Below are 24,854 nucleotides of genomic sequence, written 5' to 3'. Positions count from 1 at the left end.
ACTCCCAAAAAAACATACACATGAAACGTTCTATATTCATCATAACCGCAGGCCTCTCCCTGGTGGCAGCCGCCTGTAACAAAGACATGCAGGTAGACACGCCTTCCTTTTCGGTACACCTTGACCCTGCGCGGCTGGTGGCAGATACATTTACCTACAGGGCAGGAGATACCACCCGCTTCATCTTCTCCGGCAATGCGGACAATATTGCTTTCTACTCCGGGGAAACCGGTAAAAAATACGCCAACAGGCAGGTAGCCTACCAGCTGGGAAACGTGTCCCTCTCTTTTTCTTCCAAAGCGGAATGGGGCAACCAGGCCAATACCCTTACCGTGTTGGCCACCAACAACCTGACGGCGTTCGATTCTACGGCTATCGTAGATGCCGCCTGGACGGACATTACCTCCCGCGTAAAGCTGGCCACCAACGCCACCGTGGTGGCGTCTGGAGAAGCAGACCTGACAGACCTGGTGAGCAATGAAAAAGACTCGCTCTTTATTGCCTTCAAATACAGCGGGGTAACGGGCAGCACCCAACGTACGTGGACCATCACCAACTATGCTGTAAAAAATACGGTTAACGGGGAGGCCTATACGGCCTCGGCCCTGGCTACCGATGTGAGCTTCTGGACGCGCCTGGGCAATGTGAAAACGCCCGCCAGCGCCATCTGGGCCGCCACTTCTTCAGACCTGAAGATCATTGGCGGCAACGGCGCCGCGCCCACCAATACCAGCTGGATCATCAGCAAACCCATATACGCAGGCCGCATTCCGCCAGATGTGAGCACGCCCGTCAAGAGCATTGTAGACCCCGCCAAAACAGGGCATGCATATAGTTACGCGAAGGCTGGGATTTATAAAGCAACTTTTGTAGCTTTCAACCACACGCTTGACGACGAAAAAAGCGTAGTCAAAGAATTTATCATTAAAGTGATACCATAGTTATGAGAACGGTACTTTATTTCATTGCACTGGCCGGCCTTTTTGCGTTTACTGTAAGCAAAAAGGAGAACGGTTTTATTGACAGCAACTTTTCCTTTGTGCAGCAGCAGCTGAAACACATGCTGAAAGAAACGGAAACCCGCAACAAGCTGGCTTTTCCCCGCACTACGGACGCCTCCGGCAAAATGACCACCACCAGCATGTACGACTGGACGCCCGGTTTTTTCCCCGGCAGCCTCTGGTACGCCTTTGAGCACACCAAAGACAAGGCCCTGGAAGAGCAGGCCGTTGCGTGGACGGAGAAACTGGAGCCGCTGAAAGATTTCACCAAACATCACGACCTGGGCTTTATGGTGTACTGCAGCTACGGCAACGCCTACCGCCTCACCGGCAACAAGGCCTACCGGGACATTCTCATCCAGTCCGCCCGCTCCCTCAGCACCCGTTTCAGCCCCGTTACCGGCAGCATCAAATCATGGAACGGCTTCAAAAGCTGGCACGGCAACAAAACCTATTATTACCCGGTGATCATAGACAATATGATGAACCTGGAGCTGTTGTTCTTTGCCGCCCGTGAAACCGGCGATACCAGCTTCCGCCACATTGCCGTTACCCATGCGGAAAATACCATGAAGAACCAGATACGCCCTGATGGCAGCTCTTACCACGTGGTATGTTACGACTCCACTACCGGCAAGGTAGAAGGCCGGGAAACCGCGCAGGGGTATGCAGACAACTCCACCTGGTCACGCGGCCAGGCATGGGGCATTTACGGTTTCACCATGGTATACCGCGAAACCAGGGACCCGCGGTTCCTTGCCACCGCGGAACGCATGGCGGACTTCTACCTGAACCACAAGAACCTGCCGGCAGACAAAGTGCCTTACTGGGATTTCAACGCGGGAGAAGCCGGTTACACGCCCGGCGTCAACTCTAACGCGCTGAAAGTAAGCACCCGGTACCGCGATGCTTCCGCCGCCGCCATCACCGCTTCCGCGCTGTTTGAGCTGAGCGGGTACGTGAAAAACAAAAAGGGAAAGAAATACCGCAAGGCCGCCACGCAAATGCTGCATGCGCTGGGCAGCCCCGCCTACCGCGCTCCTGAAGGCGCCAACGGTAACTTTATGATCATGCATTGCGTGGGCAGCATACCCCACAACAGTGAAATAGACAAACCGCTGGTGTACGCAGACTACTATTTTACAGAAGCGCTGCAGCGTTACAACGCTTCCCTGAAATAATATTTTTAAGCAGGCATAAGAAAAACACAGGAGGTGTATCAGCGTTTTGATATACCTCCTTTTTTTATCGGGGTACCCGGCAGGGGCCTTCGTTTACACGGCCCTCCTCTTTTTGCCGGGGCTTGCATAAGCAGGGAGATATTGCTATATTGAGGGCTTGTCCACGTCGTTTTTTATCATTTAAAAGGAAATTATGTACAGAAAATTCCTCGTAGCACTCGCTGCCGCGGCCGTAGTGGGCTGCGGACAACCTCAGCAAAAACAGGAAAAAGAAACCACCGCAACAACCGGCGTATGGGACGCAGCCAAAGCCAACGAATGGTACGGCCAGCAAGGCTGGCTGGTAGGGGCCAACTACATCACCGGCTCCGCCATCAACCAGCTGGAAATGTGGCAGGCAGAAACTTTCGATACCGCTTCCATTGACCGGGAACTGGGCCTGGCGGCCGGTATCGGCATGAACACCATGCGCGTGTTCCTGCATGACCTGCTGTATGAACAAGACCCGCAGGGCCTGTTTGACCGCATGGGAACATTCCTGCAGATCGCGGACAGGCACAAGATCCGCATCATGTTCGTATTGTTTGACTCCGTTTGGGACCCTTTCCCCGCACCAGGCAAACAGCGCGATCCCAAACCGCATGTACACAACTCCGGCTGGGTACAAAGCCCCGGCATCAAGGTGCTGCAAGACAGCACCCAGTACCCCCGCCTGGAAAAATACGTGACAGAGACCGTGAAGAAATTTGCCAACGATAAAAGGGTGATCTGCTGGGACGTATGGAACGAGCCCGATAACCCGAACGTAAGCGCTTACGGCCCGGTAGAGCTGAAAAACAAGGTAGACTACGTGCTGCCCCTGCTCAAAAAATCATTTGACTGGGCGCGCGCCGCCGCCCCGGAGCAGCCGCTTACCAGCGGCGTATGGTCTGGCAACTGGGCCGCGGACTCCACCCTCAAGCCGATTGAAAAGCTGATGATAGCAGAATCTGATGTGATTTCTTTCCACTCTTATGATGACAGCGCCGAAGTGGAAAAACGCATTGCCCAGCTGCAACGCTACGGCAAGCCCCTGATCTGTACCGAGTACATGGCCCGCCCGCGCAACAGCACCTTTGAAAGCATCATGCCCATTTTCAAAAAGCACCAGGTGGCCGCTTACAACTGGGGCTTCATAGAAGGCAAGTCACAGACCAACTACCCCTGGGATACCTGGACCAAACAATACACCGGAGAGCCGGATGTATGGTTCCACGATATTTTCCGCAAGAACGGCGAACCTTACCGCCAGCAGGAGGTAGATTTCATCAGGCAAATCACGAAACAATAGTACACCGGGGCTGCTCAAGAGGCAGCCCTGTTTTTTTGCCCGGAAGCCCGCTGTTCCTGCCGTAATTTGCCGGGAAGCCGCCGTTTCCGCAGGGGTGTGCCACCCGTACCCACCCGCGTGAAGCCCGCTGTTCCTTCGGTCATTGTTCGGTGATCCTTCGGTCAACCTTCGGTTAAACACCCTCAAACCCGTACCAGCACTGAACACCACCGAAGGATCACCGAAGGATGGCAGCAGGATGTCAGTAGGGCGCCCGTACTACTGCTTCTGATTGAAGAAGTTATATATTAACCGTGTCACATTTGCCCCCGCAATTTCCAGCATCAGGGGTCATATTGTTAATTTCAAGAATTTGAAGCCGGTAACGCCGGCGTTATTTGCACCATGAAAACGATCATGCTCTTTTTAGGCCTTTTCTGCCTCTTTACGGGGCCGCGGGCCCATGCGCAGGACTCCGCCATATACCTTGCAGACCCTGCCATTTTCCAGCATAAGGGTACGTATTACCTGTATGGGACCGGCGCAGTGAGCACCGGCTTCCAGGTATACACCTCCAAAGACCTCCGGCACTGGCAGCGCTCCGGGGAAAATAACGGCTACGCCCTCCACGAAGGCGATGCGTTTGGCACAGACGGTTTCTGGGCGCCGCAGGTATTTTTGTATAAAGACACGTTCTACATGGCCTATGTGGCCAACGAAGGGATAGCCATAGCCACCAGCACCAGCCCGCTGGGCCCCTTCAGGCAGGCCGTAAAGCAGCCGCTGGCCGCGCCGGTGAGGCAGATAGACCCTTTTGTGTTCATAGACACGGACGGAAAAAAATACCTGTACCATGTACGCCTCACCGAAGGCAACAGGATCTTTGTAGCGGAAATGACGGACGACCTGTCTGCCATCAAACCCGCCACCCTGCGGGAATGCATATCGGCTACCGAGCCTTGGGAAAACACCGCCCATGCCAAATGGCCCGTGGCGGAAGGCCCGTCCGTTTTCAAACGCAAAGGCCGCTATTACCTGGTGTATACCGCCAATGACTTCCGCAACCCTGACTATGCCGTAGGCTACGCTACCAGCAAAAGCCCCCTGGGGCCGTGGACAAAACACCGCGGCAACCCCATTCTCAACAAAACCATGATAGGGCATAACGGCCCCGGCCACGGGGATTTTTTCCGGGATACGAAAAACGGGCTGCAGTACGTGTTCCATACCCACTTTTCGCCGTCAAAAACAGGCCCGCGCAGAACAGCGGTCATAAAGGCATCCTTGGGAAATACGCTTACCTTTGACGCCGGCAGTTTTCATTTTCTGTCAGAATAGATGATCGTTCCATTCGAAAACTTCAACCGGAAAAAGGCGGCCGTGAGACTGTTGTACGCAGAGGGGGCCGTGAACATAGCGCATTGCCGGTACCAAAAGCCGTCTGAAGATGCTTTTTTTATGCCGCATGCCGCCGTTACGTACGTGCGGCAGGGCAGAAAAGTGGTGTGCTTCAATGGCCGCCAGTACGAAATGAAGGCGGGCGATGCGCTGTTCATTCCCAAAAACACCATCCTTTATTCAGATATACTGGTGAAGCGGGAAGATTTCATCAGCGTGAACATGACCATTGCGGATAACGATGCGGCCTGCGGCCTGTTGCAACCGGTGGCCTGCCGCCTCACAGACCGCGTGCCGCTGGAAGAGCTGGCCCGGGGGCAGCATATGAGCCTGAGCACCTTTAAACGCCGCTTCCGGCGGCATACGGGCGCCAGCCCGGGGCAGTGGGTGATCACAAAGCGGCTGGAGCGGGCGCGCTACCTGCTGGCGCACAAACAGTTGCCGGTAACGGCCGCCTGCTTTGAAAGCGGCTTTGAAGACCTTTCGTATTTCATCCGCCGGTACCGCCGGCAATTCGGGCATACGCCGGGGAGCGAGGTGTTAGGCGGGATGTTTTAGGGTGAAACTTTGCGCAGCCGGTTTTCGCGGTGGCCCGGCGCCATGCCGCCGCTACAAAAAAAATGGCCTTTTTGTCCTATTCCCGTAACGGCGCGGCCCGCTAATTTTGTCATTAAAAAAAGACAATGATCACACGTCAGCAAGCATTGGATTTTGCGCATGAATGGGTGGCGGCCTGGAACAGCCACAACCTGGAGCGCGTATTATCTCATTACACAGATGATTTTGAAATGAGCAGCCCTTTTATCGCGGCCATGGGCATTGACCCCTCCGGTACCCTGAAAGGGAAGAACAATGTGCGGGACTACTGGAGCAAGGCCATGGAAAAATACCCCGATCTTTCTTTCGGGCTGATAGAAGTGCTTTCCTGCGTTAACACCGTTATCATTTATTACACCAGCATAGCAGGGAAAAAAGCGGCAGAGTTCTTTACTTTCAATGAAGCAGGAAAAGTGTACAAGGCCATGGGGCATTATAATTAATGAAAGGCCCGGCGCAGTGAAGGTTTGGAACATCCAGGACAGCAATACCCGGAATCATCCACCCAATAAACCTGACACATATGAAACCACTATTTGTTGCCGCATCGCTGATGCTGGCACTGGCCTGCAAGCGGGACAGCACTGCGCCCGAAAGCCTCCCCGTTCCTGACACCCGGTCCGCCGTGGCCGCCGCTGCGGCCACACCGCGGGAAATCATCATCTGCGATCAGAAGAATGCCCGCATCATTATGGTAGACGTGGCCAACGGCAATACCATTACCTGGGAATGGAAAGCCAACGCTTCCTATGCCATGATACGCTCCGGCGCACAAGGCTGGTTTTCCAACCTCAGCGAGGCCAAGCTGGTGTACAATGGCAAGTACATACTGGCCACTGCATCCGGCGGGGGCGTGGCGCTCATCAATGTATCTTCCAAAAAAGCCATCTGGTACGATTATGCCGGCGGCAACACCCATTCCGCGGAGCTGCTGCCCAACGGCAACGTGGTAACGGCGTCCACCACGGGCGGGTACCTGCTCATTTTTACGGTAGACTCTTACATCAACGACCAGTCTGCCCAGGGCGGCAAAGTGCTTTTTGAGGATGTACACAACGTGGTGTGGGACAATGCCCGCAAGGTGCTCTACGCCGCAGGCAAAAACAAGCTGAAGGTGTTCACCTATAACAACAGCTGTGCCTCGCCCAAGCTCACGTTGAAAAGCACGTACACCATGCCGCAGGGCAACGCGCATGACCTGTTCCCCGTACACGGCAGCACTACGGACCTCTGGCTCACCAACTCCGGCCACATCTACAAATTCAACGTGACCACCGGGGCGTTTACGCTGGTAAAAACACAGACCGCCGTGAAGTCCGTTACCTCCGGGCCATCCGGCTACCCCACCATATTGGCAAGGGCCACCGGCGCGGGCGGCGAAACGTGGAGAACAGACCAGATCATTGACATCAACGGGGCGCTGGTATATAAGAATACTTCACTGGGGCTGTACAAAGCCCGCTGGAAGCTGGTGAACGCTTTCAGTTACCCGGCGGGAGACAGTTTTCATGAGTGTACGCATCCCTGAGCGGGATGAGTTGAGTGTTGAGGGGAGAATAGCGTATGCCGTTTTCCCTTTGTTGTTGCCGCGAACAATTCAGAATACCTTCTTGCCTACCTTTTCCGCATACGGCAGGTAAACAGGCAGCGCCGCGGAGCCGTACCACTCGTACATTTCAGCATCCAGCAGCCCGCTTTGAACGGCCGGGTCTGTCTGCAGCAGGGCCTGGGCTTCGTTCAGCGTTGCGGCGTTGAGGATGAAGATGCCGCGGTACGTTTTATCGTTTTTCCCCAGGGGGCCGGCCACCACCAGCTTGCCGTTCTTCACCAGCCGGTTGATGTTGGCCATATGGCCGCGGAAAAGGCTGTCAATTGCTTTTTTATCGGCAGTGGTATTGGCGCCGGTTTTCAGCATCACCAGCACGTACATTTTCATGCCGTAATCATCCGCGCCCAGGGAGTCTGCAAGGGCCTTGTTGTATTGCGGATTGTCTTTTTGTGCATGGGCGCAGGCGCAGCCCAGCAGCAGGAGCAGTGTGAACAGTTTGCGCATACCCGTTTTTTTTGTAAGGTAAGATTTTTTATACCTGCGCGCGCATTTCCCGCCGTTCCCCCACCTGCTGGCGCCACATGGCATAATATAATCCCTTTTGCCGCAGCAGGTCGTCATGCGAGCCGGTCTCGGCAATTTTGCCCTTTTCCAGCACGTAGATCACGTCCGCATGCATGATAGTGGAGAGGCGGTGCGCAATGAGTATGGTCATTTGCCCGCGGCTGGCCGAAATATCGCGGATGGTGCGGGTAATGTCTTCTTCCGTAAGGGAGTCCAGCGCGGAGGTGGCCTCATCGAAGATGAGCAGCCGCGGCTGCCGCAGCAGCGCGCGGGCAATGGAGATCCTTTGTTTTTCCCCGCCGGAGAGTTTCATGCCGCTTTCGCCCAGCACGGTGTTAACGCCATGCTGCGCGCGGGCAATAAGGGCGGAAGCGGAGGCCTTGTGCAGCGCTTCTGTTATCTCCGCGTCTGTGGCGGCGGGGTTGACGAACAGCATGTTCTGTTTGATGGTGCCCGCGTAGAGCTGCGTATCTTGCGTTACAAAACCGATCTGCCGCCGCAACGGGTTGTAGCGGATGGTGGCGGACCTTACATCATTGAAATAAATAGCCCCTTCCACCGGCGCGTACAAACCTACCAGCAGCTTTACCAGGGTAGACTTGCCGGAGCCGGAGGGGCCTACAAAGGCAATGGTCTGCCCTTTCTCCACGGAAAATGAAATGCCGTCTATGGCGTTGTAGCCGGCGGTTTTGTGGCGGAACACCACATCCTCGAACCGCAGGCTTTCCAGCGGGCCTATTTCCACCGGGTTTTCCGGACGCTGTTCAACAGGTTTCTGCATCAGCCGGTCAAAGTTTTTGATGGAGGCGTCTACTTCCCGGTATTGCAGTATCATGTTGCCAAGGTCTTGCAGGGGCACAAAAATGGCGGTGGAAATGAACTGCATGGCAATCAGCTCGCCCGTGCTGAGCACCTGCCTGAAAATGAGCCAGAGCAGGATGAAGAGGATGGACTGTTTCAGCAGGTTCAGCGTGGCGCCCTGTAAAAAAGACAGCGTGCTTACCTTTTTTGCCTTGTACATTTCCAGCTCAAATATTTCCTGCGTCTGTTTGTTGAGCCGCCTTATTTCCGGGAAGGTGAGGCCCAGGCTTTTGACCAGTTCTATATTACGCAGGCTTTCCGTAATAACGCCGGCCTGTGCGTCAGTTTGCCGGTTGATGCTGCGCTGTACGGTCTTGATCCTGCGGGAAAGCAGGCCGGTCAGGGAGCCGAGCACTACCACGCCTACAAAGAACACCGGTATGAGCAGCCAGTTCTTGTTGATGCTGTACCATAACAGGAAGCCCGTGCCCACCAGGGAAGAGAACAATACGTTGATGAAGGAATTGACAAACCGCTCCGCGTCCGTTTTTACTTTCTGCAGTACGGAGAGGGTAGTGCCGCTGCGGTTCTCTTCAAACTCCTGGAAAGAAAGGCGCAGCGTTTGTTTCAGCCCGTCGTTAAAGATCTGCATGCCGAACTGCGCCACGGTTTTGCGGGTAATGTATTCCTGCCAGGACTTGAAGCCGCGGGAGAGCAGCGCCACGCCCACGGCTATGCCCAGCCAGTACAGCACGTTTTGCACCAGCTCTTTTTCAGACAGGCCCTGTGGGTTGGCGGCATAGTCATCCACGATCTTCCCGAAAATAAGCGGGTCTACCAGGTTGAGCAATTGCGCGGCGCCGGCCAGCAGCAAGGCGTAGATAACGAGGCGCCGGTGTGGACGAAGGTACTTCCAGAGTGTTTTCATACGGTCTTGATGTGAATGACGGGAGGTTTTCCGTGTTACGAATATACTGATTTGTGCGGCGGTCCAATGCATCGTTCCCGCGTGCAGGGGCGGTATTTTATTGCCCGGCCTTTTATGAAGGACAGATCTTGGTGCAGCCGACCATGACCAGTAGCTGCTGTTAAACGGCGGCCCTTTTTTGATCCGCCGGCTGAAATGCTTACCTTTGCCGGCGTTCTAAAAAGATTGTATGAAACTCGAAGAGCAACTGCAGCAAAGAAGCGGCAACCAATGTGAACTATGCAAGGCGGGCGGAGCATTGAAAGCGTATGACGTACCGCCGTCTAACGGCTATGCGGATAGCCACATCCTCCTCTGTGACAAGTGCCTGGCACAGATCAACAAAAAAGAAGAGCTGGATAGCGCGCACTGGCGCTGCCTTACGGAAGCCATGTGGAGCGAAGTGCCCGCTGTACAGGTAGTAGCCTGGCGCATGCTCAACCGCCTGCGGAACGAGAGCTGGGCCATGGAAAGCCTTGACATGATGTACCTGGCAGACGATACGCTGGCCTGGGCCAAAGCCACCGGAGACCATGAGAGCGACGGCTCGGTAGACCTGCATAAAGATAGCAACGGCCACCTGCTGCAGAACGGAGATACGGTAGTGCTCATCAAGTCGCTGGACGTAAAAGGCTCCACGCTGAACGCCAAATTGGGCACCGTAGTGAGAAATATCAGGCTGGTGCCCGATAATACCGAACAGATAGAAGGGCGCATAGAAGGGCAACTGATCGTTATCCTGACCAAATACGTGCGTAAACAGAACTGACAATAACTGCTTTCCCCTGATAGCCCGCCGCTCTGCCGGCGGGCTTTTTTTTGTAGATTGGATAAAAATCGCCCCAATATGGAAATTCAAGGCATGTGCCCGCTGCTGCAGGTATTTGACATGAATACCTCCCTGCAATTCTACTGTGAGATACTGTCATTCAAGGTACACCAAAGCGCCGGGGAAGCCGGCGCCCCGCCAGACTGGGTATGGCTGAAGTGGAACAATATAGACCTGATGCTGAACACCGCGTATGAAGCGGCCCGCCGCCCCCCAAAGCCAGACTATGCCCGTGAGCGCGCGCATGGCGATGTGACCCTTTACTTTGGCTGCCCGGATGTGGATGCCGCTTACCGGGAGCTGACGGCCAAAGGTTTGAACCTGACCCCGCCGAAAGTAGCGCCCTACGGCATGAAACAAATGTATGGCTATGACCCTGACGGGTACCAGCTTTGTTTTCAGTGGGGGAACGATGCGCCTGTACAACTATGAAAATACGGCTGGCACCTTTGCCAACCTGCAGGCGTGTTCAAAGAAAAGGCCGGCCCGGATGGGGCCGGCCTTGCCGGGAATTATTTGTACGCGGCTTATTTAGCCGGTGTGATCACTATTTTCCGGAACTCAATGGGCCCATGGTCTCCCTGGATGTAGATAGGGCCGGGCTCGCCTTCATTGCTGTTCAGCGCTCCGCCGGTAATGCCGGGGATCTCCTGGTTGCTGATCACGGTTTTGCCGTTGGCTACGATGGTCACCATGCGGCCTACCAGCGTAATATCGTACCGCTGCCACTGGTCAGGGCCCAGCGCATTGATCTCTGACGGGGCCAGGAAGCCGTATACGCCGCTGTACAGTACGCTGTTGGGATGCGCGTCTTTCGGGCTGTCTTCGATCTGCACTTCGTAGCGGCCTCTCAGGTATACGCCGCTGTTGCTGCCTTTTTTATAACGGAACTCAACGGTCAGTTTAAAGTCTGTGAACTGCTGCTCGGAGATCAGGTTAGCGCCTGATTTGGGACTGGTGAGAATGCCGTTGCGCACTTCCCACTGGTTGGCAGCGCCTACGGCCTTCCAGCCGGTAAGGTCTTTCCCGTTGAAGAGATTAATGGATTTGCCCCATGCCGGCGCGGCGGCGCGTTTCAGGTAAGGCGCTTTTACGCCTTTATAGCTGAATTGCTTGCCTTCGCTGGTGGTAATGGTACCTTGTATGCCTTCTCCCGCCAGTTCGCCTTCAATAACAAAATCCTGGTCACCGCCTTCCCACTGCGGGGGAATGGTGAAGCTGAACTTGCCGTTGTTGAAGTTCACTTTGGCCACGGGCCGGGCGCTGCCGGAAGTACCTACAAAGTAGCCCACCAGCGTACGGGTGCCGGAGAGCTTCACTTCCAGCCAGGACGGCGCGGGCTTGCCGTTCTCATCTACAGTAATGTCCCAGCGGCCAATGAGGGCCTTCTGGTCTTGCGCCTGCTGTGCTGCAGGTTCATGGGGTGCGGCGTTCACGGGCAACATGGCGGTGGATATTAAAAGGCAGCTGATGCCAGATACGAGAAATTTTTTAAGCATAGTTATTCAATTGTAGCTGAAGGGACAAGGTAAGGTTTATTTGGGGGTTGGGCAAGGCCGGAAAGCTGGCATTTTTGCAAATATTGATTACATTAACCGTATGAACCGCAAACATTTCCTGTCTGCACTGGTAGGTACCAGCATGAGCATACCGCTGCTCAACCGCTTCACCAGGGCCGCTCCCCCCATCACGCCTTCCATGCCGCCCTATTTAAAACCCGGAGATACCATCGGCATCACCTGCCCCGCCGGGTACATCACCGCGGAAGAAATACTGCCCGCCGTACGCACCATGGAGAGCTGGGGATTCAAAATCGCTGTTGGCACTACGGTAGGCAAGAGAGACCATACCTTTGGCGGCACGGACGCGGAGCGGCTGCAAGACCTGCAGGCCATGCTGAACAACCCGGGCATACAGGCCATTATGTGCGCCCGCGGCGGCTACGGCTGCGCACGTATTGTTGACCAGCTGGATTTCAGCAAATTCCGCGAGCGGCCCAAATGGGTGATCGGCTTCAGTGATGTTACCGTGCTGCATTGCCATATTAACCGGCACTTCGGGATAGCCACCCTGCATTCCAAAATGTGCAACAGCTTCCCGGATAACCTGGCGCAGGCAGACAAGGAAGTGCAGGATACCATTCTCTCCATCCGCCAGGCCCTGACCGGCATGCCCATGCAATACACCGCACCGCCGGAAAGCAGCAACCGCGCCGGCGCGGCCAGCGGCATGCTCATAGGCGGCAACCTGGCCATGGTACAAAGCATATCCGGCACCAATTCTGAAATTGACACCATCGGCAAGATATTGTTCCTGGAAGACGCCGGAGAATATCTCTACAGCCTTGACCGCATGCTGGGCAACCTGCAGCGCTCCCGCAAATTCGACAACCTGGCGGGGCTCATCATTGGCGGGTTTAACCGCATCAAACCGGATGATCCCGGAGAAGAGTTCGGGCAAACAGTGAATGACATGGTGCTGCGGCGGGTGAAGGATTTTTCTTACCCGGTATGTTTCAATTTCCCGGTGGGGCACCAGCGGAATAATTATGCGCTGAAGTGCGGGGCCATGCACCGGTTGAATGTGGCGGCGGATGGGGTGGTGTTGCGGGAGGTGAGGTGAGCGGCCACTGAAATGAAAACAGCTCCGCATTTACCGCTGAACAAACTGTTCTTTCACTCACTTTACAACAAATGTGTAAGCGCCATCCCGTTCAATGTATGTTGCAGAATGGTGATCGGTCTTTTCACTGACCGCGTAGCAATGTTGCTTGAAAATGTGGTATCCTGATCCGGCCTCGTTAAAACGGAAATATATTCTTTCAATCCTGGCAACTTGCTTTTTGCCTTCTGCATTCAAGCCCAGCTCAATGTGAGACTGCAAGGTTCCGTATGTTCCGGGGCTGTCGGTTAGCGTAGATATGTGATGCACACCTGTCACCTTCGGTATGAAAGCGAACTTGAACCGGCCTAATGCATCATCTGTCTCAAAATTATATCTGATAAATGAAGAAGATACTTTTCCCAATGTGCCTAACACAGCCTCAGAACCATAAGTATCTGCAACACCATCTTGCATGGCCAGGCCAGTTGCCGGATTTACCAATCGTTGAAAAGAAAGAAGTCCTGACAGATACTTTCTATCAATTTTATAATATTGTTTCCTGGTGATCTCTAACAGTGTATCAGGGATGTTGGCTTCTATCCATATTGTGTCACCAATATTGATTGTATCCTTTGTTGGATATACTTTGAGTTTGGCTTCAAAATGCAGCCAAATATTTACATAGTCGGGCTCTTTTTCTCCACAGGCAGAAATGAGCGCTATGGCAATAAAAAGAACAGTTAAGTATTTATATTTCTTCGGTTTCATCGTGATGCTTCAAGTCGTCTTACCAAAAATAACTAGTAACAAGTGTATTGAGTTCAGCGGCCTGTTGGTTACCATTTCTTGAGAGGATCTCGTTTTTCAACCCCTGTACATCCAGTACATTGTTGCGGTAGCCACTAAAAATCTGCGGTATGGTGTAAGTGTTCACCTGGTCCGTTACACCGGTGAATAACGGTTCTCCATTATCCGTCATATCATGCAGCATACCATACGGAATCCAGTTAAAATGACTAGTTGGATTGGCAAGGGGCCGTTGGTTTTCCAGTCTATCCAGTTCATTCTGCGCTATGACAGGATTATCTGTGAAATATTTCAACCGGTTTAAGGTGCTGCCCATAAAATAGCCCCATGCTTCCACAACAGCAACAATACCTTCCCGGGTATTACCTTTTTCCCCATAAGCATCTCCATGCGCAATAAAGTTCGCAGCATATGCATTGTGTACCCTGTCTTTCCAATAAAGCCCGCCTACCTGCGCCATATGCGAAGCGTGGGAGAGCTCATGCAATGCATCATTGCTGATTTCTGCCGTAAAGCGAGTCTGCTCTGCGTCTATGTGCATGCCGTATTTCAAGCTAATATCAGGAGAATTACGTGCCATTATCTGGGTAATGATACCCTTGTGCGTGACATTCCCAATAAAATTAAGTACATCGCTATTGACCATCGTTGCCGCATCACTGTTTGGCGGCATAAAGTTGCCATGGATCTGCCTGGCCATCATAGCCGTAGCCGAAGCCTCGCCGCCAAAACGGTTTGAGATCCAAATGCACATTTGGGTAGGCACTTGCGCAATCCCCAGTTGCGTATTGAATTGCCTAGCCTCCGCAACCGCATTGAGGGTGGTTGCCGCTGCGAAACACATTGCTTCATTACTTGTTCTGCTGGGATTGTAAGGGAAATTATACGTCAGATTTTCCATGGATGTACCGGTGAACTTCCCGATATTCTTTTTTATCGGAAATACTGTTTCCCAGGGCCTGATAAAAGTTGCAAAATCCGGGCTCACACCGCGAACGGTAACGTTATTGTTCTTGAACTTAGTAATGATAACAGCTGCTTTTCTATATTGTTTACCGATGGAAAAATTGCCGGTTGCATTTGTATACGTATGATCGAGCTTAAACCAGCGCCGGCTCTTGACCAGTAAGCCTTGCACACCAACTGTAGTGGTAGTCTGATTGTCTGTATCAGTTACAGTTATGCGTCCTGCAGGACGATATCGGCGTGCGGGCGCCACAGGGGCGTCTATTTGTTTGCCCAATTGGTTTGGATGGATCATTTCATCTTCATTACCGGTTAGGCGCATCACCTCATCATATAACGCCTCTTTGGTGATGCCCACAGTTCGAAGCTGCTCGTCTCCGGATTTACCTTTTGGGCTTCGCCGCGCCATAGTGCCACAGGTAGGCCGCCCCCAGGGATCCCAGCAATCTTCGGTAGGATCAGGACACTCAATACATTCTGTAGGATCCCACGGGTCCCAATCCCACTCGTCGCCGGAATCCTCATCAAACAGAAAAAGATCGGCTATTTTTTCGTGCTGAATACTTGCAGGAAAGCTGACACCGATAGGAATGCAGGTATACATCCACGTTATTTGGTCCGCAGGTACGGTAGGGTCATGATAATAATCTCCCAAATATTCAACATCTGTGTCCAATGGGAAGTCCCACAGATCAAATCCGGTTTCTTCCAAATCCATCAGTTCTCCAACATTGGCCGGTTTAAACCGGTAATATTCATGTGTTGGCTGCATATTCATCAGACCAACAGTGGCATCGCCGCTTTTCCCTGATTGCTGGTGAAGGAGATTTCCCAGGGCCTGAGAGACAACCTGCACGGTATACGGATTTTGCCTTTTCTTGCCAAGAATGGTCATAGTCCGAGGTGAATCTGCCTGACGGGCTTCGTTTGACGGGGATTGGGATTCTCTTTTACAACCGGTGATGCAAAAAAATAGCAGGATTGAGAATACGAGATAAGGATTTTTCATAAACATTAATTGGGTAACTGACAATATTGAATTGCAAAAATAAAAGGGTCCAAGATATATGGGGGTCAACTTTCTTGGAAGTGATTAAAGTTATGCATCCTTTGGATATAATTGAATAGCATTTTTGTGTTATGTGTTCTTAGTGGATTACATGGGAAAGCCTGATCTAGTTCAATGCAAAAAATGGCAACACACCAAGGAAGTAGTGTACTCACCAGAAGGCATAGTGCAACCGTTTCGCAAAATACTCCCCATCACACCAGATTCCTCCCCGCATTCACGATCCCGTACACCGTCCGTATCACCAGCTTCTCATACGCGCTCTTCAATTCCGCGTCTTTAGTGGTTTTGGCTTTCTGCAAAGCATAGTGTTGCGTTACCACCAGCGGCAGCATGATGCGCTCGCGCAGGGCAATGGAGTTTTTCTCTACCGGGTATTCCTGCATCAGTTCCTTGTTGCCGGTCAGTTCCAGCAGCATGGCGTGGGTGAGGTCAAATTCGTTCTTCAGCATTGTCCAGAACTCGCCGTAGCGCTCATCGTTTTGCAGGTGGGCGGTAACGCGGAAATCTGATTTGGACATGGACATGATACAGTTGTCTATCATGGTCTTGAAGAAGCCGGATGTTTTGTACAGCTCGGTGGCGCAGGCCCATTTGCCGGCTTTTTTCACGGCCTGCAGGGCGCTGCCTACGCCGTAGGAGGCGGGCACGCTTTGTTTCAGCTGGCTCCAGGCGGTCACAAAACTGATGGCGCGCAGGTCTTCCAGCCTTAGGGCGCTACCGGCGTTGCGTTTGGTAGGGCGGCTGCTGATGTTGATGCTGGAGAGCAGTTGCAGGGGGCTGAGGTTCTCCAGGTACTCCGTGAACAGCGGGTGCTCCCGCAGGGCGGTGAAGCGCTGGTAGCTTTCTTCTGCCATGGTGGTGATCAGCTCTTTCTCCTTGTAGTCCAGCAGGTCCCGCTGGTCGGGGTGCAGCACGGAGGCCACGCCGGCGTTCACCAGTTGCTCTATGTTGAACTTGGCGGTTTCTACGGAGCCGTACAGGGAGCTGACGGTTTGGCCCTGGATGGTAAGCTGTATGTGGTTATGGGCAATTTCTTCGCCCATGGCGGCGTAGAAGCGGTGTGTTTTGCCGCCCCCGCGGGAGGGAGGGCCGCCGCGGCCGTCAAAGAAGGTCAGGTCAATGTCGTATTTGCGGGTAATGGCCGTCAGTTCCACCTTTGCCTGGTAAATAGACCAGTTGGCCATCAGGTAGCCGCCGTCTTTGGTGCTGTCTGAAAAGCCGAGCATGATCATCTGGCGGTTGCCGCGCCTTTTCAGGTGCTCCTTGTAGATGGGATGGGTATAGAGTATTTCCATGACCCCGGCGGCGTGCTTCAGGTCGTTGATGGTCTCAAAGAGGGGGAGGAAGTCTACGGTGAGGTCTTCCTTGGTCCAGCCGCACCAGAGGAACAGGTTCATCAGCTGCAGGATGTCTGACGCCTGCTGGCAGTTGCTGATAATGAAGCGGTGGCTGGCCATTTCGCCGTTCTGCTGCTGTATGCTGCGCATCAGGCGGATGGTGCAGAGGGTATCATTGATCAGCGGGTCCATGCCCTCTTCCGGCGTTTCCCGGCAGGGGAAGTCTGCTTCGTTGAAGCTGATAAGCCGGAGCTTTTCGGCTTCGGGGAGGCTGTTGTATTTATCTGCGGGCAAGCCGTTATTGAGCGAGGGTTGGGACAGGCCGTAGCTGAACACCTTGCGCAATACGCGGCTGTCTTGCCGGATGTCCAGCCGGGCAAAATAGCAGCCGAAGAGCCGGATCTTCAGGGCCAGGTCGTCTACCAGGTTCACGAACAGGCTGTCATGCTCTTTAATGAGCGTGTCTTTGATGCGCTGCAGCAGGCCGGTCATTTCCTCTTGCAGGTTGGCGGCGTTGGGCTGGGGGTTGAAGGCATTGTCGTACATCAACTGGCCCAGCACGTTCATGGGCTCTTCTATGCCGCGGAAGGTGATGCGGCGTTTCAGCGCCCGGTAGTCCCGGTAGTAGCAGCGGAAGATGGTCTGGCGCAGGGTGGCGGACACGGTGCGGGTGCTTTCCGTGGTCACGTTCGGGTTGCCGTCACGGTCGCCGCCGGGCCAGAAGCCCAGTTCAAAAATGCCGTCTGGCAGGTTGCTGAGATCAAACTCTTCACCGAGGCGGGTCTGTATATCTGCCAGCGCATTATAGAACACGTGCTCCACGAACCAGATGAGGCTCACGGCCTCGTCTACCGGCGTGGGACGTGTTTTATTGAAAAAGGGCGTTTTGCCCAGTTGCTGCAATAATAAATTGATGGTGTTGATATCGTTCACCTTCAGGGCCTCGATCAGGTCTGTCATGATGGTGAGCACCGTGCTAGGGTAAAACTGGGTAGGGTGGGCGGTGAGCACCAGCCGGAGCGAGAAATGGCGCAGCTTTTCGCTGATCTGCTCGCGCAGCTCGTCATCCTGGGCAATCTGCTGCACCAGGCCTTGCAGGGTGCCGCTGCCGTCCGTGCGGCTCAGTTTGCTGAAAGAAGAGTCTTCAATGGCGTCAAACAGCACCACCTGTCTTTCTATATATTGAATGAAGCGGAACAGGCGGTTGATCTGCTCCCGCTCGTCAATTTCCGGCGCGCGCTCCCTGAAAAAGGTCTCGATGATCTCCGTGGGCGATGTCAGTTTGGCGACCCCTTTCTCGCAATGGGCTGTAAAAAAAGGCAACAATATGCCGGTGTCTTTTACCTGGTAGAACGGGAGGGTTAAAAAGAGACTATTGTACAGCTCAAAGCGGGTGATCACTTCGCGGGTGTATATATCTTTCTGGTTGCCGGACTGTTTCAACATTGAATTATTCGTTAAGCACCGGCAAAATTATAAATATTAATATAAAAAAGGGGAAAAGTTGGGCTGTGGAGCCACATGTTAAAAATTGTGAATGTATGATACGAGCAGGCCTGCCTGCACGGTGCTGGCGGTAACGGTACCGGGGTTGCCGATGAGCAGGTTGCGCTCGTCAGGATGGTCAAAATTGAATTTCTGCAGGTAGGCGCTGTTACGGCCGTAGGAGAGCAGCAGCCCGGTGCGCAGGTAATACCGTTTACGGCGGAGGTTGGCGCCCAGCTGGGCATGGTACATGTTCCAGTTGGTCACGTTGGCGTTGTACCCTTCCGTGATGGCCTGCGTATCGTCATACGCGTAGGAGAAGTCTGTCCGCAGGGAGGCAAAGAGCATGAAGGCGGGCGCTACTTCGTAGCTGGCTCCGATGCCGATGTTCACCACCGCCTTGCGGGCGTCGTTCAGTTCCAGGTAGGCGGAGGTATTGCTGGTATCCGGCCGGATGAAGGCGGCGGACCTTGGGGTGAGCACGAGGTAGGGCTGCACCCTTGCAAAGTACTCTACGCAGGCATACAATTGCCCTTTCTTGTGGAGGTAGGTATACCCCGCGGCGAGGCTGAGCGGGTCTTTCCAGCGGCTGGGGAGCCGGGTTTGGCGGCTGCTGGCCAGCAGGTTGAGGGCGGAGTTGCCCAGCATCAGGTTGCTGATCTCCACGTTGGAGAGCACGGTGCCTTTGCCGAGTATTTTCCATACCGGCGTGGTCACCAGCAGGCCGGCGTGGTGGCTGGCGGATATTTCCCACGCCAGGCCCAGCCGCGCGCGGAAACCGATCTGGCGGTAGGTGGCGGTGTAGTCTTCAGACACGGTGGTGATGGGCGCAAAAACAGTATCCGGCCCCGCGGGGTTCATCATGGCGCGGGACACGAAATCTACCGTAAAGCTCTGCCGGTGCAGCACGCCCTCCATGGTAAGGCCGGCTGACAGTTTGGGCGAGACCCGCATGCCGGCGGCCAGCTGGAAGGAGGTCTGGTCTATACGGTTGGCCGCCTTGTACTGGCCAATGAAGGTTTCCGGGCCGGGACTGTACGCATCGCCCAGCACGTTCTGTTTCACGTCTTTCTGCTGGGAAACGCCATAGTCTATCACCGGCGTATGCACAATGGCATAGGCCAGCGTAAAAGGCAGTTTTCTTTTGATGTAAGGCACGGCATGGGAGGCCACCATGGGCACAATGCTGGTGCCTTGCGAGCGGAGGGGAAGCCCGGTGCCAAGACCGTCTTTCATAAAAATGGAATGCCACTGGTAAATGGTACCGGTCAGTGAGGAAGTGGTGCCCTGCGTGTTGACCAGCAGGGCAGGGTTGTAGAACAGCACGCCGCTGTCCCGGTTCTGCGCTATGACGGCGCCGGGCATAAAAAATCCCGCGGGGCCGTAGCCGGCAGACCAGTAATTCGCATCCTGCGCGTGGAGGCGTGCGGGGCATGCCAGCAGCCATACGGGCAGTAACAGGTAAAGCATTCTCATAGGCTATTACAGCAAATGTCAGCGGGGCGCCGGCCGCTTATGCTGGTCTTTGCGATCTTTGCGGATGACGTCCATCCACAGGCGCCGCTAAAGGCCATGCAAACCGTGGTTGCACCAGACGTGCCGGCCATGCTGATGACGGTTAAACAATGTATCAGGCAATTTAGCGAAAAAAAGGGTGTGCTATGGCTTTTGTGGCATTCCGGGGCATTATGCGGTCTTGGCGTATATTTGAACGCGGATAATTTTCTCCCGGTTATTTGTCCCCGTTCCGCATACCCGGTCGTCATACCAACGAACCAAAAAATTGTATACATCATGAAAGAGTTCATGTTAATTTTCAGGCTGAGCGAAAAGCCCGTTGCACCGCCTTCACCTGAACAGATGCAGGAAAGAATGAACTGGCTGGCGGGCATTGCCGCCCAGAACAAGCTGGTAGACAAAGGTAACCGGCTGTCTCCCGCGGGGGCCAGAACGGTGAAGCCGGGCAACGTGGTGAGCGATGGCCCTTTTACCGAGATCAAGGAGTTCGTGACCGGCTATATGGTGCTGAAAGCGGCCAGCATAGAAGATGCCACGGAAATAGCCAGGGCCAATCCTATTCTTAAGATGGGCGGCAGCGTGGAAATACGGGCCGTTCTGACGCCCGAAGAAAAATAATAATGGCGGCCTCATACCAGGAGCTGTTACCACATTTATTCAGGCTGGAGTATACCAGGATGACGGCGGTGTTATGCCGTCATTTTGGCCTCCGGCATATGGCCATTGCGGAAGATATTGTGAGCGATACCTTTCTGAAAGCCACGGAAGTGTGGGGTGCGCAGGGCCTGCCGGAAAACCCCGCCGCATGGTTGTATACCGTGGCCAAAAACAAAACCAAAGACTACCTCAAACGCGCCTCATTGTTCGAGACCCGTGTAAAGGGCGCCATACAGCAGCAGGAGCAGGAGGCGGCGCGGGATTTTGATTTCTCCGGCCAGGCCATCACAGACAGCCAGCTGGCCATGATCTTTGCCGTTTGCGACCCGGCCAACGCTACAGCATCGCAGATATGCCTGGCGCTGCAGGTGCTCTGCGGGTTCAGCGTGGAAGAGATCGCGGATGCTTTTCTGACCGGCAGGGAAACCATCAAAAAGCGGTTGCTGCGTGCCCGCGCCGGTCTTCGTGATAACAATTTCCATCTTGGCCCCTTGCAGGAAACCACCATACAGGCGCGGCTGGATGCCGTGTTGCGAACGCTCTACCTGCTCTTTAACGAGGGCTACTTTTCCAAATCAGGCAATCATCTTGTACGGAAAGATCTTTGTTCGGAAGCGGTACGGCTGGCCCTGCTGCTAACAGAAAACCCGCTTACCAATACTACGCAGGCCAATGCGCTGCTGGCGCTCATGTGTTACCAAAGCTCCCGGCTTGAGGCCAGGGAGGATGAGGAGGGCGAAGTAGTGCTGTTTGAGCGGCAAGATCAGAACCTGTGGAGCAGGGAGCTGATCGATAAGGGCAATCATTACCTGGTAAACGCCTGCACGGGCGAGGCCGTATCGAAATACCACCTGGAGGCCGGTATTGCCTACTGGCATACTACGCCCGCCGGCAACAACAAATGGGAACACATCCTGCAACTCTACAACCAGCTGATCCTCCTGGAATATTCTGCGGTAACGGCGCTGAACAGAACGTTCGCTTTTGCCAAGGTGTACGGGAACAAGGCGGGTATTGCGGAAGCGGAGAAGCTGGGGCTGGAGGATGTCAGCTACTATCATTCCCTGCTGGGATACCTGTATGCGGGAACAGACGCTCCTAAAGCTGTGCTGCATTACAACAAAGCTATTGCGCTCACAAAGTCTGTTGCGGAGAAAAGAACATTGCGGAGAGAAGTGGAGCGGTTGGAAAAGTGAAAGGTGTGAAACAGCGCTTTTAAGCACAAAGTCCGGTTTGAGAAGAAGTGAACCGTATTAAACAGCGCTTTTAAATACAAAGGCCGGTTTGAGAAGAAGTGAACCGTATTAAACAGCGCTTTAAAATACAAAGTCCGGTTTGAGAAGAAGTGAACCGCATTAAACAGCGCTTTAAAATACAAAGGCCGGCCTGCAACAATCTGCAGGCCGGCCTTTTTTAGATATTTATTGTTACTGGATGATCGGTGAGAAGATGTTTATGCATACAGCTTGCTTTTCAGCACGCCCATCGTTTCCCGCTGTTTATCTTCCACAAACTGCTGCCCCTTCCTGGCCAGCGCCTTTGCGGCGGCGGGGTCTTTGGCCATAGCCAGCGCGGCGGGCACTATTTTGGGGATGTCTGCCTCGTTGTCCATATCAAAAAGCCACTCGCCCAGGCCAATGTCCCGCCACATAACGCCCTTGCTGGTCTGCTCGTGAAAGCGGCATACAATGGCCGGGATGCCGTGGCCGATGCACATGATAGGGGTGTGCATTTCCAGGCCGAACATACCGGCGGAGCGGCGGTAGGTGCTCACTGCTTCGTCTGTAAGCCAGTAACGGTCCCGCCAAACAACTTTTTCCTTTACGTCTTCGGGCAGCTTGTCGTACAATATTTCTTTGCCCAGTTTTACCTGTGTTTCATCTTCGGGGCAGATCAGTATTTTCATGGGCGTTTGCCGCACTATTTCTACAATGGCTTCACGGATGGGGGCATTGTCGTGCTCCCGCATTTCCTGGTTGCGCGCGTCTTTTTTGGCGTCAAGGGACCTGTTTTTAGACGGTATTTCCCAGTAAGGCGTAAAGCGCTGCCGGGGTATCACGCAGAGGAACCGGCCTGTTTCCAGCCCGTGTTCTTTCATGAATGCTTCCGCCGCCGCATCGTTCTGCAGGTCTACGGCAAAGGCGCCGTCTGGCGCAAAGCCCATCACGGGGCATTTCACGCCGTGGTCTTTGGCAAACTGCAGGGAAATGGAATCCCGGAAGTACGCGAACTGCGCTTTGGTGAGCAGCTCTACTTCCGTAGGGAAAGCGGCTTTGGTAGCGGCGGAGGGCTCACCGTAGTAGCCGGGAAAGGTGATGCCGTAAATACCGTAAGGTCTGCCGGTAGCGGCCCAGCGCTGCACGTCCTTACGGGCTACCAGGGAAGGGCCGGAGCCGTGCAGCAGAAAATCGGCCTGTGCAATGGCGGCTTCCACCTCTTCCTTGTCCTGCACTATTTTCACCTTCGGGAAACGCTGCTGCAGCATTTCCTTCACGCCATTGTCTACACTGGAGGGCCAGAGTATGACATCGGCATCGGGGATATGTTTTTCCAGCAGCGTGAGCACGCCGGGCGTGTGGCCGATGTCCCCGATGTTAACGGTTTGCCAGGAAGAGCGGAGCAAGATGGTTTTCTTTTTGCCGTTGCAGGAGCTGGCCAGCGTGGGCAGGCCTGCCAGCAGTGCCAGCAAGGCCGGCGTTTGGGTCAGAAAGTGTCTGCGTGTATACATGATGATGCTGTTGTTGTCTGAAGGTGAATCAATATCCCTGGTTTTGTTCCAGCGTGGGGCTGGCGTCCATCACAGAGAGGGGGATGGGGAACAGTACGTGGAAGGGCTGTATCTCCGCGTTCCGGTTGTAACTGTTCTCTGCTTTTACGGCGGCTACCAGCCGGCCGGTGCGCACCAGGTCAAAGCGGCGGTGGTTCTCGAAAGCCAGTTCCAGCCGTCTTTCCAGCCAAACGGCTTCCCTGAACGCGTCATAGTTCAGGCCGCCCAGGTCTGCCAGTCCCGCGCGGGCGCGTACCTTGTTCAGCGCCGTGTAGGCGTCTGCGGTAGGGGCGCCGTTGGCCTCGTTGGCGGCTTCGGCGTATATCAGCAGCACGTCCGCATACCGCAGCACGGGCCTGCTGGTACCTTCGCCGCCGTTGGTTTTGGCCGTTCTGTCCCAGAGCTTCTGGAAAGATACGGCTTTGGTGGGATCGGGATCGGTAATAGACAGGTTGGTGGTAACGCCGTTGTAAGTGTAGGCCATCATGAAGGTGACAGGCTTCCGCTTGTCGTTAACCGCATAGGAGTTGAAGAGGCTTTCCGTGGGCCGCGCAATGGCGGAGCCGCCGCCGGGGAAAATGGGCGCCGCGCGCGGGCCGTAGCCCCGGCCAATGCCATGGCCGTACACGTCCGTGAGGTACTGCATTTCCAGCATGTTCTCCTTGCCGCCGCGTGCGGTGAGCGCAAAGGCGTCCGCAAAATTGTCGTGCAGCCCGTACACGCCCTGGTCTATCACTTCTTTGGCTTTGGCGGCCGCCTGTGCCCAGAAGGGAGAGCCTTTTTCTGTACCGGCGCGGGTAAGGTATACTTTGGCCAGCAGCCCCTTGGCGGCACCGGAGGTAACCCGGCCGGCGTCTGTGCCGGTATAGCCGGGCGGTAATACGTTTTCCGCTTCCGTGAGGTCTTTTTCTATCTGCGCGTATACTTCGTCTACGGATTTGCGCGGTATGTCAAGGCCTTCCAGTGTAGCCGTTTCCGTGGTGGTGACGGGCACGCCGCCATATAGCCGTACCAGGTTGAAGTAGTGGAGCGCGCGCAGTACCTTGGCCTCGGCAATGTACCTGTTTTTCAGATCTTCGTTCATCGGGATGCCGGGCAGCCGGTCTATAACGGTGTTAGACCGGTTAATGCCGGCGTAGGCGCCGCTGTAAACATTGATGAAAGAATTGGACGGCGTAAGGTTGTAACGCCAGAGCAGCACCCTGTCTGCCGCGCCGGAGAGGAAGGGCACGGCATCGTCCGTGGTGACCAGGTCGGGGAAGGGGTCCAGCACGCCCATGCTTTTGTAACAGGCGCCGAGCGCTGCTTTGGCGTCTTCCGCCGTTTTATAGTAAGTGGCGTTGGTGAGGTTGGTAACGGAGGCAATGTCCAGCTGCTTTTCACAGGCCATGGCCGTTAACAGTATGAACGCCGCCAGTATATATCTTGCTTGCTTGATCATGTTC

Annotated in this window: 21 protein-coding genes; 12 read left to right on the top strand and 9 right to left on the bottom strand. The window is 54.4% G+C overall.

The window, feature by feature from the left end:
• Positions 1-20 precede the first annotated feature (20 nt).
• From D3A97_RS17305 to D3A97_RS17275, 7 genes are all read left to right on the top strand, one after another.
• Complete coding sequence (locus D3A97_RS17305) at positions 21-941, top strand: DUF5017 domain-containing protein (protein ID WP_157986603.1); 921 nt, start codon at positions 21-23, stop codon at positions 939-941.
• A gap of 2 nt (positions 942-943) precedes the next feature.
• Positions 944-2,182 carry a glycoside hydrolase family 88 protein gene (locus D3A97_RS17300; protein WP_119079785.1) on the top strand — a complete coding sequence of 413 codons (1,239 nt, stop codon included), beginning with the start codon at positions 944-946 and terminating at the stop codon, positions 2,180-2,182.
• 193 nt (positions 2,183-2,375) lie between these two features.
• Positions 2,376-3,512: a cellulase family glycosylhydrolase gene (locus D3A97_RS17295; protein ID WP_119079784.1), complete on the top strand. Its 1,137-nt coding sequence runs from the start codon at positions 2,376-2,378 to the stop codon at positions 3,510-3,512.
• Between the two features lie 384 nt (positions 3,513-3,896).
• A complete protein-coding gene (locus tag D3A97_RS17290; RefSeq protein ID WP_119079783.1) occupies positions 3,897-4,829 on the top strand; it encodes a glycoside hydrolase family 43 protein in 933 nt (310 codons plus the stop codon).
• A 42-nt stretch (positions 4,830-4,871) separates the two neighbouring features.
• On the top strand, positions 4,872-5,447 hold the full coding sequence (locus tag D3A97_RS17285) for an AraC family transcriptional regulator (RefSeq protein ID WP_157986602.1): 576 nt from the start codon (positions 4,872-4,874) through the stop codon (positions 5,445-5,447).
• 125 nt (positions 5,448-5,572) lie between these two features.
• Entirely contained in the window at positions 5,573-5,929 is a 357-nt protein-coding gene (locus D3A97_RS17280) for a nuclear transport factor 2 family protein (protein WP_119079781.1), read from the top strand.
• Positions 5,930-6,009: 80 nt separating this feature from the next.
• A complete protein-coding gene (locus D3A97_RS17275; protein WP_157986601.1) occupies positions 6,010-7,014 on the top strand; it encodes a DUF6528 family protein in 1,005 nt (334 codons plus the stop codon).
• A gap of 69 nt (positions 7,015-7,083) precedes the next feature.
• Here the strand turns inward: D3A97_RS17275 and D3A97_RS17270 are convergent, their stop codons facing one another.
• Both D3A97_RS17270 and D3A97_RS17265 read right to left on the bottom strand, forming a co-directional pair.
• Complete coding sequence (locus tag D3A97_RS17270) at positions 7,084-7,539, bottom strand: YciI family protein (protein ID WP_119079779.1); 456 nt, start codon at positions 7,537-7,539, stop codon at positions 7,084-7,086.
• Between the two features lie 28 nt (positions 7,540-7,567).
• A complete protein-coding gene (locus D3A97_RS17265; RefSeq protein ID WP_119079778.1) occupies positions 7,568-9,328 on the bottom strand; it encodes an ABC transporter ATP-binding protein in 1,761 nt (586 codons plus the stop codon).
• Positions 9,329-9,557: 229 nt separating this feature from the next.
• Between D3A97_RS17265 and D3A97_RS17260 the strand changes: the two genes are divergently transcribed.
• Together D3A97_RS17260 and D3A97_RS17255 are read left to right on the top strand one after the other, a co-directional pair.
• A complete protein-coding gene (locus D3A97_RS17260; RefSeq protein WP_119079777.1) occupies positions 9,558-10,136 on the top strand; it encodes a PhnA domain-containing protein in 579 nt (192 codons plus the stop codon).
• A 78-nt stretch (positions 10,137-10,214) separates the two neighbouring features.
• Entirely contained in the window at positions 10,215-10,628 is a 414-nt protein-coding gene (locus D3A97_RS17255; protein WP_119079776.1) for a VOC family protein, read from the top strand.
• A gap of 95 nt (positions 10,629-10,723) precedes the next feature.
• Here D3A97_RS17255 and D3A97_RS17250 read toward each other — a convergent pair whose 3' ends face one another.
• Complete coding sequence (locus tag D3A97_RS17250; protein WP_119079775.1) at positions 10,724-11,695, bottom strand: 3-keto-disaccharide hydrolase; 972 nt, start codon at positions 11,693-11,695, stop codon at positions 10,724-10,726.
• A gap of 100 nt (positions 11,696-11,795) precedes the next feature.
• On the opposite strand from D3A97_RS17250, the gene D3A97_RS17245 reads away from it, so the two are divergent.
• A complete protein-coding gene (locus D3A97_RS17245) occupies positions 11,796-12,818 on the top strand; it encodes a S66 peptidase family protein (RefSeq protein WP_119080156.1) in 1,023 nt (340 codons plus the stop codon).
• A gap of 57 nt (positions 12,819-12,875) precedes the next feature.
• Here the strand turns inward: D3A97_RS17245 and D3A97_RS17240 are convergent, their stop codons facing one another.
• The 4 genes from D3A97_RS17240 to D3A97_RS17225 form a co-directional block, all read right to left on the bottom strand.
• Positions 12,876-13,568, bottom strand: a complete 693-nt coding sequence (locus D3A97_RS17240; RefSeq protein ID WP_119079774.1) for a hypothetical protein — start codon at positions 13,566-13,568, stop codon at positions 12,876-12,878.
• 19 nt (positions 13,569-13,587) lie between these two features.
• On the bottom strand, positions 13,588-15,582 hold the full coding sequence (locus D3A97_RS17235; RefSeq protein WP_157986600.1) for a hypothetical protein: 1,995 nt from the start codon (positions 15,580-15,582) through the stop codon (positions 13,588-13,590).
• 254 nt (positions 15,583-15,836) lie between these two features.
• A complete protein-coding gene (locus tag D3A97_RS17230; protein ID WP_119079772.1) occupies positions 15,837-18,428 on the bottom strand; it encodes a phosphoenolpyruvate carboxylase in 2,592 nt (863 codons plus the stop codon).
• Positions 18,429-18,506: 78 nt separating this feature from the next.
• On the bottom strand, positions 18,507-19,937 hold the full coding sequence (locus D3A97_RS17225; protein ID WP_119079771.1) for a hypothetical protein: 1,431 nt from the start codon (positions 19,935-19,937) through the stop codon (positions 18,507-18,509).
• Between the two features lie 324 nt (positions 19,938-20,261).
• On the opposite strand from D3A97_RS17225, the gene D3A97_RS17220 reads away from it, so the two are divergent.
• Positions 20,262-20,603 carry a YciI family protein gene (locus tag D3A97_RS17220; protein ID WP_119079770.1) on the top strand — a complete coding sequence of 114 codons (342 nt, stop codon included), beginning with the start codon at positions 20,262-20,264 and terminating at the stop codon, positions 20,601-20,603.
• 2 nt (positions 20,604-20,605) lie between these two features.
• Complete coding sequence (locus D3A97_RS17215) at positions 20,606-21,838, top strand: RNA polymerase sigma factor (RefSeq protein ID WP_198674042.1); 1,233 nt, start codon at positions 20,606-20,608, stop codon at positions 21,836-21,838.
• Between the two features lie 257 nt (positions 21,839-22,095).
• Here D3A97_RS17215 and D3A97_RS17210 read toward each other — a convergent pair whose 3' ends face one another.
• Together D3A97_RS17210 and D3A97_RS17205 are read right to left on the bottom strand one after the other, a co-directional pair.
• Positions 22,096-23,370 (bottom strand): polysaccharide pyruvyl transferase family protein, encoded by a 1,275-nt coding sequence (locus tag D3A97_RS17210; protein ID WP_119079769.1) that lies wholly within the window; start codon positions 23,368-23,370, stop codon positions 22,096-22,098.
• A 28-nt stretch (positions 23,371-23,398) separates the two neighbouring features.
• Positions 23,399-24,850 (bottom strand): RagB/SusD family nutrient uptake outer membrane protein, encoded by a 1,452-nt coding sequence (locus tag D3A97_RS17205; RefSeq protein WP_119080154.1) that lies wholly within the window; start codon positions 24,848-24,850, stop codon positions 23,399-23,401.
• Positions 24,851-24,854 lie beyond the last annotated feature (4 nt).

It is taken from the genome of Chitinophaga alhagiae, assembly GCF_003568665.1.
Taxonomy (GTDB): domain Bacteria; phylum Bacteroidota; class Bacteroidia; order Chitinophagales; family Chitinophagaceae; genus Chitinophaga; species Chitinophaga alhagiae.
This window is presented reverse-complemented; position numbering and strand designations above follow the sequence as displayed.